This is a genomic window from Nonomuraea sp. NPDC049625, assembly GCF_040675285.1.
Taxonomy (GTDB): Bacteria; Actinomycetota; Actinomycetes; order Streptosporangiales; family Streptosporangiaceae; genus Nonomuraea; species Nonomuraea angiospora_A.
The window spans coordinates 67340-82727 of sequence record NZ_JBFAOQ010000017.1 but is presented as its reverse complement, the minus strand read 5'-3'; the positions used below and the strand labels follow the sequence as shown (position 1 = coordinate 82727).

Sequence of the window (15388 nt, the reverse complement as noted above, 5' to 3'; positions counted from 1 at the left end):
TGAACCAATCCAGTTTCCGACGGAGCGAGCAGAGGGCAGGGAAACGCTCTTGGGCCATCAGCTGATGACGTCGTACTTGCCGAATCCGGTGCCGACGGTGACCGGCTCGCGGAAGAGGTCGAGCGGGTCCTCGGGCCTGAACTTCCCGGAGTGCACATACGCCTCGAGCGTTCCGTCGGGGCGCAGGCCCAGCAGGTCGGGCCGGCCGTCCAGGTCGATGTCGGTGAGCGTCACGAGGCGCATGTCCTGCCAGCCGTGGGCGACGGTGTACCAGGTGCCCTCGGTGGTCGCGGCGGCCGGGGTGCCGGGCGGGGCCGCGAACTCGTACAGGTCGAGGTCGCCGTTCGCGCGGAGGACCAGCAGGTCCAGGTTGCCGTTGCCGGTGAAGTCGGCCATGGCGACGGGAAGGTCGTCGACGCCGACCTCGGTGAGCCGCACCGGGTCCTTGTCGTAGGTGTCGTTCCGCACGACCCCCAGGTCGCGGTGGGGGAAGACGTCCACGTTGCCGGCATCCTTGCCCTTGCCGAACGTGTCGTCGGGGCCGGTGCCGGTCACGTCGGCGAACCCGATCGTCTCCCATTCCCGGCCGTCGTCGCGCTTGCCGGACACGCGGATCGGCTCGGCAAACGGGCCGATCTCGCCGGGGCCGCCCAGGTTGCGCAGCAGGAAGAAGCCGTGCTCGCCGTTCTCGCCGGGGTTGATGCCGTACTCGCTGGCGCTGAACGCGCAGATGTCGGCGTGCCCGTCGCCGGTCGCGTCGACGGCGCGGACGAAGAAGAACCGCCACCAGCCGAAGCCGTCACCGATCTTCACCGGGTCGCCGTAGGTTTCGGTCCCGTTGAACTCGCCGCTGTGCGGATGGACGAACAATTCGCCGGTTTCCGTGTTGCGCACCAACAGGTCCGGCCGCCCGTCGCCGCGGAAGGAACGGCACTGGCCGTTCGCGAAACTCGACGCCATTGTTGAACGCCCCTCCCCGCCAGAATTTCCCGGTCAAGCGTCATCAGTATTCGCGAGCCGGGATAAGGCGGGTAACCCCTAGCGCCCATTAAAGAGGCCGCTCAAGCCCCACTTCGGGGCCGGACGGCACGCCGAATTCCCGGCGCGCGTGACGCGCGCCGGGAGCGGGGGAATCTCTCAGGTGTCGCGCGAGCGGAACAGCGCGAACGCCACGAACAGCAGGACCGCGGTGAACGCGGCCATCACGCCGAGCCCGGACCACGGGAGCATCCGATCCGGCAGCTGCACAGTGGTGGTGATCTGGAGGCCCGCCGAGATCGGCCAGTACGTCGTCACCCAGTCGCCGACCGCGTCGGGCAGCAGCCTGGGCGTGATGACGGGGATGATGAAGTTGATCGCCACCACCACGGTCGTGGCGCTCATCGTGGCCCGCAGCAGGCCGCCGACCGCCACGCCGACCAGGCCGACGAGCGCCCAGATCAGGCCCATGCCGACGATGGCGCGCAGCACGCCCGGCTGGCCGAGCGAGGCGGTGGGCGCGCCGGCCGCCCCGATCACCCGCTGCCCGAGGAAGTACGCGCCGAAGCCCGCCACCAGGCCCATCAGCAGGGCGATCAGCCCGAACGTGGCCACTTTGGCGGCCAGCAGCCGGCCGCGCCGCGGGACCACGGTCACGCTGGTGCGGATCAGGCCGGTGGCGTACTCGTGGGTCACCACGAGCACGCCCAGCGCGCCCACGGTGATCTGGGCGAACAGGAACCCGCCGTACATGCTGATGTAGGTGGGGTCGAACATCGCCCGGCCGGTCGCGGAGGCCGCCAGGTAGCCCTCGGCCGCGCCGTTGGCGGTGGCCGCGCCCAGGCCGACCATGAGCGCCACGGCGGTGAGGATCGTGGGGATGTTGGACGGTATCGTGCGGAACTTGGTCCACTCGGAGCGGATCGTGTCCGCGATGGCCACGCTCATGCCACACTCGCCTGGAACTCGATGCTGTCACGGGTCAGATCCATGTAGGCCTGCTCCAGGGAGCGCTGCGGCGTCAGCTCCGTCAGCACCACCCCGGCGGCCAGCGCCGCCTTGCCGATCTCCCTGGGCTCCAGCCCGGTGACGATGAGGGCGCCGTCGGCGCCCGGGTGGACGGTGGCGCCGGCCTCGGTCAGGAGCGGGACGAGCAGCTCGTGCTCCTCGGCCCGCACCAGCACGTTGGAGCCCTGCCGGACGAACTCGCTGATGCCGATGTCCGCGATCAGCTTTCCCCTGCCGATCACGATGAGATGGTCGGCGGTCTGCGCCATCTCGCTCATCAGGTGGCTGGAGACCAGCACGGTACGGCCTTCCGCGGCCAGTCCCCGCATCAGCTCGCGGATCCACTTGATGCCCTCGGGGTCGAGGCCGTTGACGGGCTCGTCGAATAACAGCACCTTCGGGTCGCCGAGCAGCGCCACCGCGATGCCGAGCCGCTGCCCCATGCCCAGCGAGAAGCCGCCGGCGCGCTTGCCCGCCACCGACTCCAGCCCGACCAGGCGCAGGACCTCGTCCACCCGACGGGCGGGGATGGCGTTGGTCTGGGCGATGCAGAGCAGGTGGTTGCGGGCCGTGCGCCTGGGGTGCACGGCGCGGGCGTCCAGCAGGGCACCCACCTCGCGCATCGGCCGGGGCAGGCCCGCGTAGGCGCGCCCGTTGACCGTCACACTTCCCCCGTCGAGGCGGTCGAGGCCGAGAATGGCCCTCATCGTGGTGGATTTGCCCGCGCCGTTGGGGCCGAGAAATCCGGTGACCCGCCCGGGGTGGACGCCGAACGTCAATCCGTCGACCGCGGTTTTATTGCCGTAGCGTTTCGTCAAGCCGGTTATTTCAATCATTTCCAGCCCCTCCAGAGACCGGTCGTTTCCAAGATCTTCTCATCGGGACTGTCTATATGGTGCCCTTTCCGACAACGGAATCGCCAGCGCATTTAGCATGGGCCGGAACTTGAGCCGGGTCTCCTCCAGCTCGGCCTCCGGGTCGGAGCCCGCCACGATGCCGCATCCGGCGTACAGGGTCGCGGTCTCGTCCTGCACGTGCGCCGAGCGGATCGCCACCGCGAACTCGCCCTCCTGCTCGTCGTTCATCCACCCGACGGGGCCCGCGTACCAGCCGCGGTCGAAGGGCTCGGCGTCGCGCACCCACTCGAGCGCGGCCTGGCGCGGATGGCCGCCGACGGCGGGTGACGGGTGCAGCCGCTCCACCAGGTCGAGGACGCTGGCGGTCTCCGGGTCGGCGATCTCGCCGACGATGCGGGTGTGCAGGTGCCGCAGGTTCGGCAGGTCGAGCACGTGCGGCTCGTCCGGCACCGTGACCGTGCGGCACACCTGGTCGAACGCGTGGCGCAGCGTCGCGGTGACGATCCGCTGCTCGCGCCGGCTCTTGTCGTCCTGCAGCAGGGCGGAGCGCAGGCACGCGTCCTCGGCGGGCGTCGCGCCGCGCGGCATGGACGCCGCCAGGCTCATCGACTCGGCCCGCCCACCGCGCAGGCCGACCAGCCGCTCCGGGGTGGCGCCCACGAAGGCGTGCCCGTACGCGGCCACGGCGAAGACGGTGCTCCCCGGTTGCGTGTCGCGCAGGGAGCCCAGCACGGAGGCCAGGTCGTACCCCCACGGGGAGGTGATCCGCAGCTGGCGGGCCAGCACGGCCTTGTCGAACCTGCCGCGGGCGATCTGCTCGGTGGTGTGCGCGACCAGCGCCTTCCATTCCGACGCGGAGGGGACCTCGATCATGGTCGTGCCCGGGAGCAGCGGGCTGGGGCAGGGACGGATCCCGCCGGACGAAATCAGGGCGAAGGCGTCCGCGACCGTGCGCGCGGGCCCGTCCGTCGTGGTGGGCCGGGGGTCGACGCTGACGCTGAGCGCGAGCGAGGTCGTGCCGTCGGGGTCCCGCGAGATCAGCACCCTGGGCACCCACATCAGCGCCTCGGGCAGCGGCCCGGGGCGCGGCGCGAAGGCGAACCCGCCGACCAGCGACGGCATGGCGCGCGGCCCCGGCCCGCCGGAGACCGCGGTCCCGGCCGCCCGTTCCCAGCCTCGCCGGATGCCGGCGAACCTGTCGTGACCGGTGTGCGTGAAGTCCGTCGCGCTGCCCATCGCTATGACGCTGGCATGCGGCGACATCCAGACGAAGGTCCGCGTGGACCGCTCGAACAGCGGTCTCAGCAGCCCGACCGGGTCCACGGGCGGGATTTCCTGGCGCCAGGTCGCCAGCGCCGGGCAGGCGTTGTTGCGCGCCTCGATGGTGGCCTTGGCGTGCACTTCCAGGAAGCCGGGCAAGTCGATGTCTGCGACGTGCATCGGGTACATCCTCTGCGAGCGTGGGTTAGCTGAACATCCCGGCGAGCGCCTTCTTGCTGACCTTGCCGAGCGGGGTGACCGGGAGCTCCTGGACGATCTCCAGGCGGTCGGGGAACTTGAAGGCCGCCACCCCGCGCTCTCGCAGGAACGCGGTCAGGTCGCCGAGCGCCGGCGGCGTGCCGCGGGGCACGACGCACGCGCACGCCCGCTCGCCGAGCACCTCGTCGGGCAGGCCCACCAGGGCGACCTCCCTGACGCCCGGGTGCGCGAGCAGGTGGTTCTCCACCTCCTCGGCCGCGATCTTCTCGGCGCCCCGGTTGATCTGGTCCTTGACCCTGCCCTCGAAGACGACGTGCCCGGCCGGCAGCAGCCGTACGAGGTCGCCGGTCCGGTAGTAGCCGTCGGCGGTGAACGTCCTGGCGTTGTGCTCGGGCGCCCGGTAGTAGCCGCGTACCGTGTACGGGCCGCGCGCCAGGAGCTGCCCCACCTCGCCCGGCGCGACGTCGCGGTCGTCCTCGTCGACGACCCGCACCTCGTCGTCCGGGGAGACGGGGAGCCCCTGGCTGACCAGGACCACGTCCTCCGGGTCGTCCCACCGGTGGAACCCGCACAATCCCTCGGCCATGCCGAAGGCCTGCTGGAGCCGGCAGCCGAGCGCGGGCTGGACCCGGCGGGCCAGCTCGTTCTGGAGCTTCGACCCGCCGATCGTGACGCGGCGCAGGCTGGACAGGTCGTATTCGTCCCACTCGGCGGCCTCCATCCACAGCAGGGCCGCGCCGGGGATCAGGCCGGTCTCGGTCACCCCTTCCCGCTCGATGAGCGGGAAGGTCTCGTCCGGGCTGGGGACGGGCGCCAGCACGAGCGTGCCGGCGACGTGGAAGGTGGCCAGCAGCCCGTGGGTCAGCGGCCAGTTGTGGCACAGCGGCAGACTCACCAGGTGGACGGTCTCCTCGCCGTAGTCGCACGCCTCGGCGACCGCGCGCCCGCTGTAGGCCCACTCCTGGTGCGCGCGGGGCACGAGCTTGGGCACGCCGGTCGTACCGCCCGACAGCAGGAAGAGCGCCACGCCGGCGGGGTCGGGCCGGGGCAGGCCGGTCGCCCCGGCGTCCGCGTAGTCCAGCCGGGTGAAGCCGCCCGGGTCGCCCGCGACGAGCACGTGCTTGAGCGTGGGCACCCGCGCGGCCACGTCGGCGGCCAGATCCCGGTAGTCGAACCCGGCGTGCACGTCCGGGATGACGTACGCGGCCGCCTCCGTGAACTCGCAGAAGTACGTGATCTCGCTGCCGCGGTGGGCAGGCAGCGCCATGACCGGCAGAGCGCCGATCCTGAACAGGGCGAACAGCAGCGCGACGAGCTCCGGGACGTTGGGGAGCTGCACGACGACCCGGTCCCCCGGGCCGATGCCGATCTCGCGCAGCCGCGCCGCCATGCGGTCGGCCCGGCTGTCCAGCTCGGCGTAGCTCCACCGGTGGTCGCCTGCCACGAGTGCGAGCTTGTCCGGGTGGGAGCGCGCCCGCGCGCCGAGGATCTCGCCCAACGTCTCGTCGCGCCAGTGACCGGCCGAGCGGTAGCGCTCGGCGAACTCCTCCGGCCAGGGCGTGCAGCCATCCAGCATGGGTGCGTCCTTTCTCAGGTGGGGTCCGCGAGGGGTGGGGCCGCGAGGGTGGGTACGCGAGCTCAGCTCACGGCCTCCGCGAGCAGGTGCTCGGCCAGCTCGGCGGGGGTCGGGTAGTCGTAGATCGCGTCGGCCGCCACCTCGATGCCGGTCAGCTCGACGAGCCTGTTGCGCAGCTCCACCGCGGCCATCGAGGAGAAGCCCAGCTCGAAGAACTCCGCGTCCCGCTCCACCGCGTCGGGCAGCGGCAGCTGCAGGATCGCGGCGGCCTGGCCGCGTACCACGTCGAGCACGATGCCGTGGTGCTCGTCGGCCGGGCTGTCGGACAGCAGGCGGCGGAAGGCGGCGATGCCGTCCACCACGTCGTCCGGACCGTCCTGCCGGGCCGCCGCCTGCGGGATCTCCCCCAGCAGCCGGGCGGGCCCGGCCGCGGCGAGCGCGGCCCAGTCCGGGTCGGCGACGACGAGCGCCCTGTCCCCCTGGCGCAGGGCCTGGCGGACGGCGGAGACCGCGTCCGCGGGCTCCTTGAGGCCCGCCGCGACGGCCAGCGCGGGCTGCCCGGACGCGAGCCGCTCGTCGGCGAGCGCGGTGAAGTACTCGTACGTGCCGGCTCCGTCCCCGCCCCAGGCCGCGTGCGCCGGGGCCAGCATGAGGAAGACGGGCACGTCCGCGGCGCGGGCGGGCTTGTCGAGCGCGTACGCCGCCTCGGCGGTCGTGCAGACGACGGCGGTCACCCGGCCCGCGGGCAGCCGCCCGCCGACGGCCCGGACCACCACGCCCGGCTCGCTTTCGAGCTCGGCGTGCGGCTGGGTCAGGACGACCTCGTCCGCGCCGTTGCGCGCGGCCCATCTGGCCAGCTCGGCGGCGGTCTCGTCGAGCGGACCCGCCACCAGGACCGTGCCGCCGGGACGCCATTCGCGGCCGGCCGGGGCGCCGCGCGGCGGTGCCGGGCGCAGCCTGCGGGCGAAGGCCCCGCCGGAGCGCACCGCCACCTCGTTCTCGCCGGTCCGCCCGGACAGCACCCCGCACAGCCGGCGCATGACCTGCTCGTCCAACCGGTCCGGAAGGTCGATCAGCCCGCCGCGCCCCTGACCGGCCGTGGCCCGCAGGTCGCCCCAGTCGCGGGCGGCCTGCGGCCCGGCCAGCGGGTCGGACGGCGCCACCTGGATCGCTCCCCGCGTGAGGAACCAGACCGGCGCCGATCCCGCCGGAAGGTCCGGAGCGGTCGCGCCTTCCGGCAGCAGGCACACGACGCCCGCCACGCCGCCGTCGGAGTCCGGCATCGCGGACAGCCGTACGGTGTCCGCGCCGTGCGCCGCGAGCCCGGCCACCAGCGCCTGGCCCGATGCGGTGCCGACCGGCGTCCCGTCCGGGCCGGCGCCGTCGGGCGCGACCACCAGCCAGGTGCCGCGGAGCGCGGGTGCGGGCAGATCCGTCAGGGGCTGCCAGCCGAGCTGGTAGCGCACGTCCGCGTGGTCGGCGCCGTCCTGGCCGCGCAATCTGGCCAGCGCGGGCAGCAGCTCGTCGAGCGTCGCCCCGCCGCGCAGGCCGAGCACCGCGAGCAGGCCGTCGCGGTCGCCCCGGGCGACGGCGTCCCACAACTCCCGGTCGGGCCCCGCGGCCTCCTCGTGCCGGGGCGCTTCCGGCCAGTAGCGCTGCCGCTGGAAGGGATAGGTCGGCAGCGGTACGGGCGTGCCCGTGCCGATCACCGCGCCCCAGTCGACGCCGACGCCGTTCGCGTGCCCCCGGGCCAGGGCCTCGACCAGCGTGGTGGCCTCGGCCCGGTCGCGGCGCAGCACCGGCGCGGCGACGCCGCTCCAGCCGTCCAGGCAGTCCTCGACCATGGCCGACAGCACGGCGTCCGGCCCGAGCTCCAGGAACGTGGACACGCCCTGGTCCCGCAGGGTCCGCACGCCGTCGCAGAAGCGCACGGCCTGCCGCAGGTGGCGGGCCCAGTACTCGGGCGAGGTCAGCTCGTCGGCGGTGGCGAGCTCGCCGGTGACGTTGGAGACGATGGGGATGGCCGGCGGCCGGAAGGCCAGCCCCCGCGCCACGCTCACGAACTCCTCCAGCGCGGGCTCCATCAGCGGCGAGTGGAACGCGTGGCTGACGGTCAGCCGCTTCGTCTTGCAGCCGCGCCGGGCCAGCCGTTCGGCCAGCTCCAGCACGCTCGTCTCGTCGCCGGACAGGACCAGGGACGCCGGTCCGTTGAGCGAGGCGATGCCGACGCGCTCCTCGTACCCGGCGAGCAGCGGCAGGACCTCCTCCTCGGTGGCGCCGCGCACCGAGACCATCGCGCCGCCGGGCGGCAGCGCCTGCATGAGCCTGCCCCTGGCGGCGACGAGCGTCACCGCGTCGTCCAGCGACAGCACGCCGGCGACGTGCGCGGCGGCGATCTCGCCGATGGAGTGGCCGGCCAGGTAGTCGGGCCGCACGCCCCACGCCTCCAGGACCCGGAACAGGGCGACCTCGACGGCGAACAGCGCCGCCTGGGTGTACCGCGTCTGCTTGAGCAGCTCGGCGTCGCCGGCGATGACCTCGCGCAGCGGCCGGTCGAGGTGCCGGTCGAACCTGGCGCAGACCGCGTCGAAGGCCTCGGCGTACTCGGGGTAGGCCGCGTACAGCTCCTCCCCCATGGCCGGGCGCTGGCTGCCCTGGCCGGTGAAGAGGTACGCCGTCCTGCCGCGGGCCGCCGATCCGGTGATCACGTTGTCCGCCGCGGTCCCCTCGATCGCCGCCTCCAGCCCGGCGGCGAGCTCGTCACGGGTGGCGCCCAGGACGACCAGCCGCCGCTTGAACGAGGACCGCGTGGTGGCGAGCGACCAGGCCAGGTCCGCCGCCGGGCGGGCGGGCCGGGCCGCCAGGTGCTCGCGCAGCCGGCGGGCCTGGGCCTTCAGCGCGTCCTGCGTCTTGGCCGACAGCACCCAGGGGATCACCGGCCGCCCGGTCTCCGCAGGCGGCGCGGCGGGCTCCTCCTGGACCTGCTCCACGATGACGTGCGCGTTGGTGCCGCTGATGCCGAAGGACGAGACGCCCGCGCGGCGCGGCCTGCCGGTCTCCGGCCACGGGGTGGCCTCGGTGAGCAGCCTGACGGCGCCGGCGTCCCACGCGACGTGCGTCGTCGGCTCGTCCACGTGCAGGGTCTTCGGCAGCACGCCGTGCCGCATGGCCATCACCATCTTGATGACGCCCGCCACTCCGGCCGCGGCCTGGGTGTGGCCGAGGTTCGACTTCACCGAGCCCAGGTAGAGCGGCCGGTCCTGCGGCCGGTCCTGGCCGTAGGTGGCGACGATGGCCTGCGCCTCGATCGGGTCGCCGAGGGTGGTGCCGGTGCCGTGGCCCTCGACGGCGTCGACGTCGGCGGCGCCCAGCCCCGCGTCGGCCAGCGTCTGCTCGATGAGCCGCTGCTGGGAAGGGCCGTTGGGCGCGGTGAGCCCGTAGCTGGCGCCGTCCTGGTTGATCGCGCTGCCGCGTACCACGGCCAGGATGGGGTGGCCGTTGCGGCGCGCGTCGGAGAGCCGCTCGACGAGCAGCATGCCCACGCCTTCCGCCCAGCCGGTGCCGTCGGCGGCCGCGGCGAACGACTTGCAGCGGCCGTTGGAGGCCAGGCCGCGCTGGCGGCTGAAGTCGACGAACACGGAGGGGGTGGACAGCACGGTGACGCCGCCGGCCAGGGCCAGCGAGCACTCGCCGCGCCGCAGCGCCTGGATCGCCATGTGCAGCGCCACCAGCGAGGAGGAGCAGGCGGTGTCGAGGGTGACCGACGGGCCCTCGAACCCGAAGGTGTACGACACCCGCCCGGAGGCGACGCCGGCCGAGATGCCGGTGCCGACCAGGCCCTCGAGGTCGCTCGCCGGTTGCTGCAGGTGCATCCCGTAGTCGTGGTACATCAGGCCGACGTACACGCCGGTCTTGCTGCCGCGCAGCCCGGCCGGGTCGATGCCGGCGTGCTCCAGCGCCTCCCACGAGCTCTCCAGCAGCAGGCGCTGCTGGGGGTCCATGGCCACGGCCTCCCTGGGCGAGATGCTGAAGAACGCCGGGTCGAACGCGGTGGCGTCGTAGACGAAGCCGCCCTCGCGGGCGTACGTGGTGCCGGGGTGCTCGGGGTCCGGGTGGTAGAGCTCGTCCAGGTTCCAGTTGCGGTCGGAGGGGAACATCGACATCGCGTCGCCGCCCTCGGCCACCAGGTTCCACAGCTCGTCGGGGTTGGTGACGCCGCCGGGGAGCCGGCAGCTCATGCCGACGATGACGATCGGCTCCTCCTCACCGGCCCGGGTCGTGGCGGAGACGGCCGTCTGGGGGCCGTCGAGCAGGCGGCCCCGGAGATACTGGACCAGCTGGACGGGTGTCGGGTAGTCGAAGATCAGCGTGGCGGGCAGCCGCAGCCCGGTGGCCGCGTTCATCCTGTTGCGGAACTCGACGGCGGTCAGCGAGTCGAACCCGGCCTCGTTGAACGGGCGGTCCTGCTCCACGGCGCCGGCATCGCGGTAGCCGAGCACGGTCGCCACCTGGCCGAGCACCAGGTCGAGCAGCACCCTGGCGTACTCGGCCTCGGGCATGCGGGCCAGGCGCTCGCGCAGCTCCGACGCGGCGGCCGGGTCGTTGCCCACCACCCGCCGCTTGGAGGTGGGGACGAGCTCCTGAAGGATCGTGGGCAGCGCCCCGAACTGGGCCGCCATCCGCAGCGCGGCGAACTCCAGCCGGATCGGCACCAGCGCCGCCCGGTCCGCGGCGCAGGCCGCGTCCAGCAGCGCGAGCCCGTCGGCGGTGGACAGCGGCGCGACCCCGGTGCGGGCCAGCCGCGCCCGGTCGGTCTCGCTGAGGGTGCCGGTCAGCCCGCTGTCCTGCTCCCACAGGCCCCAGGCCAGGGACAGGGCGGGCAGGCCGAGCCGCCCGCGCCACTGCGCGAGGGCGTCCACGAACGCGTTGGCGGCGGCGTAGTTGCCCTGGCCGGGGCCGCCGAAGACGCCGGCGGCCGACGAGAACAGCACGAACGCGGTCAGCGGCAGGTCCTTGGTCAGCTCGTGCAGGTTCAGGACGGCGTCGGCCTTGGCCCGCAGCACGCTGTCGATCCGCTCGGGCGTCAGCGCGGCCAGGACACCGTCGTCCAGCGCGCCGGCCGTGTGGACGACGCCGGTGAGCGGGTGCTCGTCCGGGATGGCGGCCAGCACGTCCGCCAGCGCCTGCCGGTCGGCGGCGTCGCAGGCGGTGACGGTCACGTCCGCGCCCAGCCCGGTCAGCTCGGTCATCAGGTCGGCCGCGCCGTCGGCGTTGGGGCCGCGCCGGCTGATCAGCACCAGCCGCCGGACCCCGTGCTCGGTCACCAGGTGACGGGCGACGATCCCGCCCAGGGTGCCGGTGCCGCCGGTGATCAGCACGGTCCCGTCGGGGGTCCACGTGCCGTGGCCGGCGGGTTCCGCGGCGCGGTGCCGGGCCAGCCGCGGGACCAGGGCCTCGCCTTCGACCAGCGCGAGCTGGGGTTCGCCCGCGGCGAGGGCGGCGGGGACCGCCTGCCAGGACGCGTCCGTGCCGTCCACGTCGAGGAGGACGAACCGGCCGGGGTTCTCCGACTGGGCCGATCGGATCAGCCCCCATACGGCGGCGCCCGGCAGGTCGTCGCCAGTGGCCCCCTGGGTGAGGACGACCAGGGGCACGTCGGCGTACCGCTCCTGTTCGAGCCAGGACTGGGCGGCGGCCAGCACCTCGCCGGTCGCGGCGCGGGCGCCGGCGGCCGGGTCGTCGCCCGCGTACGGGGTGCAGACCAGGATCGCCAGGTCCGGCACGGGGCCGTCCGGGTCGAGGGCGTCCACCGGCAGGCCGAGCCGGGAGGCGTCGCCACCGGCGAGCGCGTATCGGATGCCGTCCCGGGCGGGGGCGGGCTGCGCGGGCACCCATTCGAGGGCGAACAGCGCGTCCCGCAGCGGGTCCGCGGCGGCCTTGAGGTCGGCAGCGGCCATCGCGCGCACGACCAGCGAGTCCACGGAGGCGACGGGCGCGCCGGTGGCGTCGGCCACCTCGATGCGGACCGCGTTCGCTCCCGCCGGCGCCAGCCGGACCCGTAACGTGGCCGCGCCGGTGGCGGCCAGCCGCACGCCGGTCCAGGCGAAGGGCAGGACGGGCCCGGCGCCGTCCTGGGCGGGGAAGAAGTCGCCCACGGCGAGCGGCTGGATGGCCGCGTCGAGCAGCGCCGGGTGCAGCCCGAATCCGGCCAGGTCCGCGGTGGCCTCCTCGGGCAGGGCGACCTCGGCGAACAGCTCCCGGTCGCGCCGCCAGACGGCCCGCAGGCCGCGGAAGGCCGCGCCGTAGCCGACGCCGATGCCCGCGAGCAGCTCGTAGACGTCGTCGGCGCCGACGGCGGTCGCGCCCGCGGGCGGCCACGACGGCTCGCCGAACGCCACGGCGCCGGTGTCCTTGGCGAGGAAGCCGGTGGCGTGCCTGGTCCAGGGCTCGTCGTCGAGCCGGGCGTGAATGGTCAGCGCCCGCCGGCCGTCCTCGTCGGGCGCCCCCACGGCCACCTGCACCTGGACGCCGCCGCGCTCGGGCAGGATCAGCGGGGCCTGCAGGGTCAGCTCTTCGAGCAGGTCGCAGCCGGCCTCGTCACCGGCCCTGACGGCCAACTCCACGAACGCCGTGCCGGGCAGCAGCACCTGGCCGTTGACCTGGTGGTCGGCCAGCCACGGGTGGGTCTTCAGCGAGAGCCTGCCGGTCAGCAGCACACCTTCGCCGTCCGCGAGCGACACCGCCGCCGCCAGCAACGGGTGCCCGGCGGGGCCCATGCCGACCTGGGTGAGGTCGCCGTTGGACTGGACGGTCTTGGGCCAGTACGGCTCGCGCTCGAAGGCGTAGGTGGGCAGTTCGACCCGGTTCGGGCGGGCGGGCTCGTACACACCGGCCCAGTCGATCTCCGCGCCGCGTACCCACAGCTCGGCGGCACTGGTCCACAGCCTGCGCAGGCCGCCGTCGTCGCGGCGCAGCGTGCCGCAGGCCACCACGTCCTCGACCGTCTCCTGCACCGCCATCATCAGCACCGGATGGGCACTGACCTCAACGAACACGCCATGTCCCTGCTCGGCCAGCGCCCGCACCGACGGCTCCAGCCACACCGTCCGCCGCAGGTTCTCGTACCAGTACGCGGCATCCACCTCGGTCCCGCTCAGCCAGCACTGCCGCACGGTCGAGTACCACGGCACCTCGCCCGTTTGCGGGGTCACCGGAGCCAGCAACCTCGCCAGCTCATCTTCGATCGCTTCAACATGGGCCGAATGCGAGGCGTAGTCCACCTCGATCCGCCGCGCCCGCACTCCCCGGGCCTCATAGTCGGCAATCAGTTCCTCAATGGCATCCGCGTCACCTGACACCACCGTCGAGGCAGGCCCGTTCACCGCCGCGATCGAGATCCGGTCACCTGAGATCACTTCCGCAGCCGGTAGCGGGATCGACGCCATACCGCCCCGACCGGCCAGCGCCACGATCGCCTGGCTCCGCAACGCGACCACCCGCGCGCCGTCCTCAAGCGACAACGCACCCGCCACGACCGCGGCGGCGATCTCACCCTGGGAGTGACCGACCACGGCGGCCGGGGCCACTCCGAGCGAGCGCCACACCTCGGCCAGGGACACCATCACGGCCCACAGCACCGGCTGCACCACATCGACCCGGTCCAGACCCTCCCCGCTACGCAACACCTCTGTGAGGGACCAGTCCACGAACTCCGACAGCGCCGCCTCACACTCCGCCATCCGCGCCGCGAACACCGGCGAGTCATCCAGCAACTCGACGCCCATACCGAGCCACTGCGACCCCTGACCAGGAAAGACGAACACCGTCTTGCCACCCGGCCCGGCCACACCCCGCACCGCGCCCTCGTCCAGACCGGCCAGCAGTTCCTCCCGATCCGCGCCGATCACCACCGCACGGTGGTCGAACGCCGAGCGGCCGAGCAACGACCAGCCGACGTCCACCGCGCCCAGCTCGGGATGCGACCGGGTCCACAAGGCCAGCCGTCCGGCCTGCCGCTCCAGCGCCTCGCCCGTCCTGGCCGAGAGCGTCCACGGCACGACGGGCAGCTCCCCGCCGGGCTCCGCCGGGGTCTCGGCGGGCGCCTCCTCCAGCACCACGTGGGCGTTCGTGCCGCTCATGCCGAACGACGACACGCCGGCCCGGCGCGGCTCGCCGCCCGCGGGCCAGGGGCGGGCCTCGGTGAGCAGCTCGACCGCGCCCGCCGACCAGTCGATGTGCGGCGAGCGCTCCTCGGCGTGCAGCGTCGCGGGCAGGACGCCGTTGCGCATCGCCATGACCATCTTGATGACGCCCGCCGCGCCGGCGGCCGCCTGGGCGTGGCCGATGTTCGACTTGATCGACCCCAGCCACAACGGCTGGTCCCGCTCCTGGCCATAGGTCGCGAGCAGCGCCTGGGCCTCGATCGGATCCCCCAGCGGGGTCCCCGTGCCGTGCGCCTCGACCGCGTCGACCTGGACGGGCGCGAGCCTGGCGTCGGCGAGCGCCTGGCGGATCACCCGCTGCTGGGAAGGGCCGTTCGGCGCGGTCAGGCCGTTGCTGGCGCCGTCCTGGTTGACCGCCGAACCGCGGACGACCGCCAGCACCGGGTGGCCGTTGCGGCGAGCGTCCGACAGCCGCTCGACCAGGAGGATGCCGACTCCCTCGGCGAGCCCCATGCCGTCCGCCTCGGCGGAGAACGCCTTGGAGCGGCCGTCCCTGGCCAGCCCGCGTACCCGGCTGAAGCCGATGAAGGTGCCCGGCGTGGACAGGACGGTCACGGCCCCGGCCAGCGCCAGCGAGCAGTCCCCGTTGCGCAGCGCCCGTACCGCGAGGTGCAGCGCCACCAGGGACGAGGAGCAGGCCGTGTCGATCGTGACGGCCGGTCCCTCCAGGCCCAGGGTGTAGGAGACGCGGCCCGACACCACGCTCGGGGCGACGCCGGTCATCAGGTAGCCCTGCAGCTCCGGCGGCGCCTGCATCATCATCGTGAGGAATTCGGGGCTGTTGGCGCCCACGAAGACGCCGGTCCGGCTGCCGCGCAGCGCGTCCGGGTCGATGCCGGCCCGCTCGATCGCCTCCCAGGAGGTTTCGAGCAGCAGCCGCTGCTGCGGGTCCATGGCCACGGCCTCGCGCGGCGAGACGCCGAAGAACGCGGCGTCGAAGGCGGTGGCGTCTCGCATGAAGCCGCCGTCCCGGACGTACGAGGTGCCGACCGCGTCGGGATCGGGGTTGTACATCGACTCCAGGTCCCAGCCGCGGTCGTCCGGCATCCCGGCGATGGCGTCGGTACGGCCGGACACGACCCGCCACAGGTCCTCGGGACTCGCGATGTCGCCGGGGTAGCGGCAGCCGATGCCGATGATGGCGATGGGCTCGTGGTCCTTGTCCTCGGCCGCCTGCAGCCGCTTCTTGCTGTCGTGGAGCTCGGTCGTCACGCGCTTGAGGTATTCGACGAGCTGCTCTTCTGTCGCCATGTGTGCTGCCTTCCTAG

At 73.6% G+C, this 15388-nt stretch carries 6 protein-coding genes; all 6 read right to left on the bottom strand.

Going from position 1 to position 15388, the window contains the following annotated elements; all coding sequences use genetic code 11:
- Positions 1–57: 57 nt before the first annotated feature.
- Positions 58–960, bottom strand: a complete 903-nt coding sequence (locus AB0J87_RS49795) for a VCBS repeat-containing protein (RefSeq protein WP_363979384.1) — start codon at positions 958–960, stop codon at positions 58–60.
- Between the two features lie 177 nt (positions 961–1137).
- Positions 1138–1926, bottom strand: coding sequence for a hypothetical protein (locus AB0J87_RS49790; RefSeq protein ID WP_350742342.1), 789 nt, complete (start codon positions 1924–1926; stop codon positions 1138–1140).
- Positions 1923–2822 carry an ATP-binding cassette domain-containing protein gene (locus AB0J87_RS49785; RefSeq protein WP_363979381.1) on the bottom strand — a complete coding sequence of 300 codons (900 nt, stop codon included), beginning with the start codon at positions 2820–2822 and terminating at the stop codon, positions 1923–1925. Before AB0J87_RS49785 ends, AB0J87_RS49790 begins: the two co-directional genes overlap by 4 nt.
- Positions 2823–2861: 39 nt before the next feature.
- Positions 2862–4283 (bottom strand): isochorismate synthase, encoded by a 1422-nt coding sequence (locus tag AB0J87_RS49780; protein ID WP_363979378.1) that lies wholly within the window; start codon positions 4281–4283, stop codon positions 2862–2864.
- Positions 4284–4308: 25 nt separating this feature from the next.
- Positions 4309–5898 carry an AMP-binding protein gene (locus AB0J87_RS49775; RefSeq protein ID WP_363979375.1) on the bottom strand — a complete coding sequence of 530 codons (1590 nt, stop codon included), beginning with the start codon at positions 5896–5898 and terminating at the stop codon, positions 4309–4311.
- 62 nt (positions 5899–5960) lie between these two features.
- Positions 5961–15371, bottom strand: a complete 9411-nt coding sequence (locus AB0J87_RS49770) for an SDR family NAD(P)-dependent oxidoreductase (RefSeq protein WP_363979372.1) — start codon at positions 15369–15371, stop codon at positions 5961–5963.
- Between the last annotated feature and the right edge of the window lie 17 nt (positions 15372–15388).

What these genes read in the sequence shown, in the direction of transcription:
- AB0J87_RS49795 (WP_363979384.1), bottom strand. Translation starts at nt 960, where the DNA reads ATGGCGTCGAGTTTCGCGAACGGCCAGTGCCGTTCCTTCCGCGGCGAC.
- AB0J87_RS49790 (WP_350742342.1), bottom strand. Translation starts at nt 1,926, where the DNA reads ATGAGCGTGGCCATCGCGGACACGATCCGCTCCGAGTGGACCAAGTTC.
- AB0J87_RS49785 (WP_363979381.1), bottom strand. Translation starts at nt 2,822, where the DNA reads ATGATTGAAATAACCGGCTTGACGAAACGCTACGGCAATAAAACCGCG.
- AB0J87_RS49780 (WP_363979378.1), bottom strand. Translation starts at nt 4,283, where the DNA reads ATGCACGTCGCAGACATCGACTTGCCCGGCTTCCTGGAAGTGCACGCC.
- AB0J87_RS49775 (WP_363979375.1), bottom strand. Translation starts at nt 5,898, where the DNA reads ATGCTGGATGGCTGCACGCCCTGGCCGGAGGAGTTCGCCGAGCGCTAC.
- AB0J87_RS49770 (WP_363979372.1), bottom strand. Translation starts at nt 15,371, where the DNA reads ATGGCGACAGAAGAGCAGCTCGTCGAATACCTCAAGCGCGTGACGACC.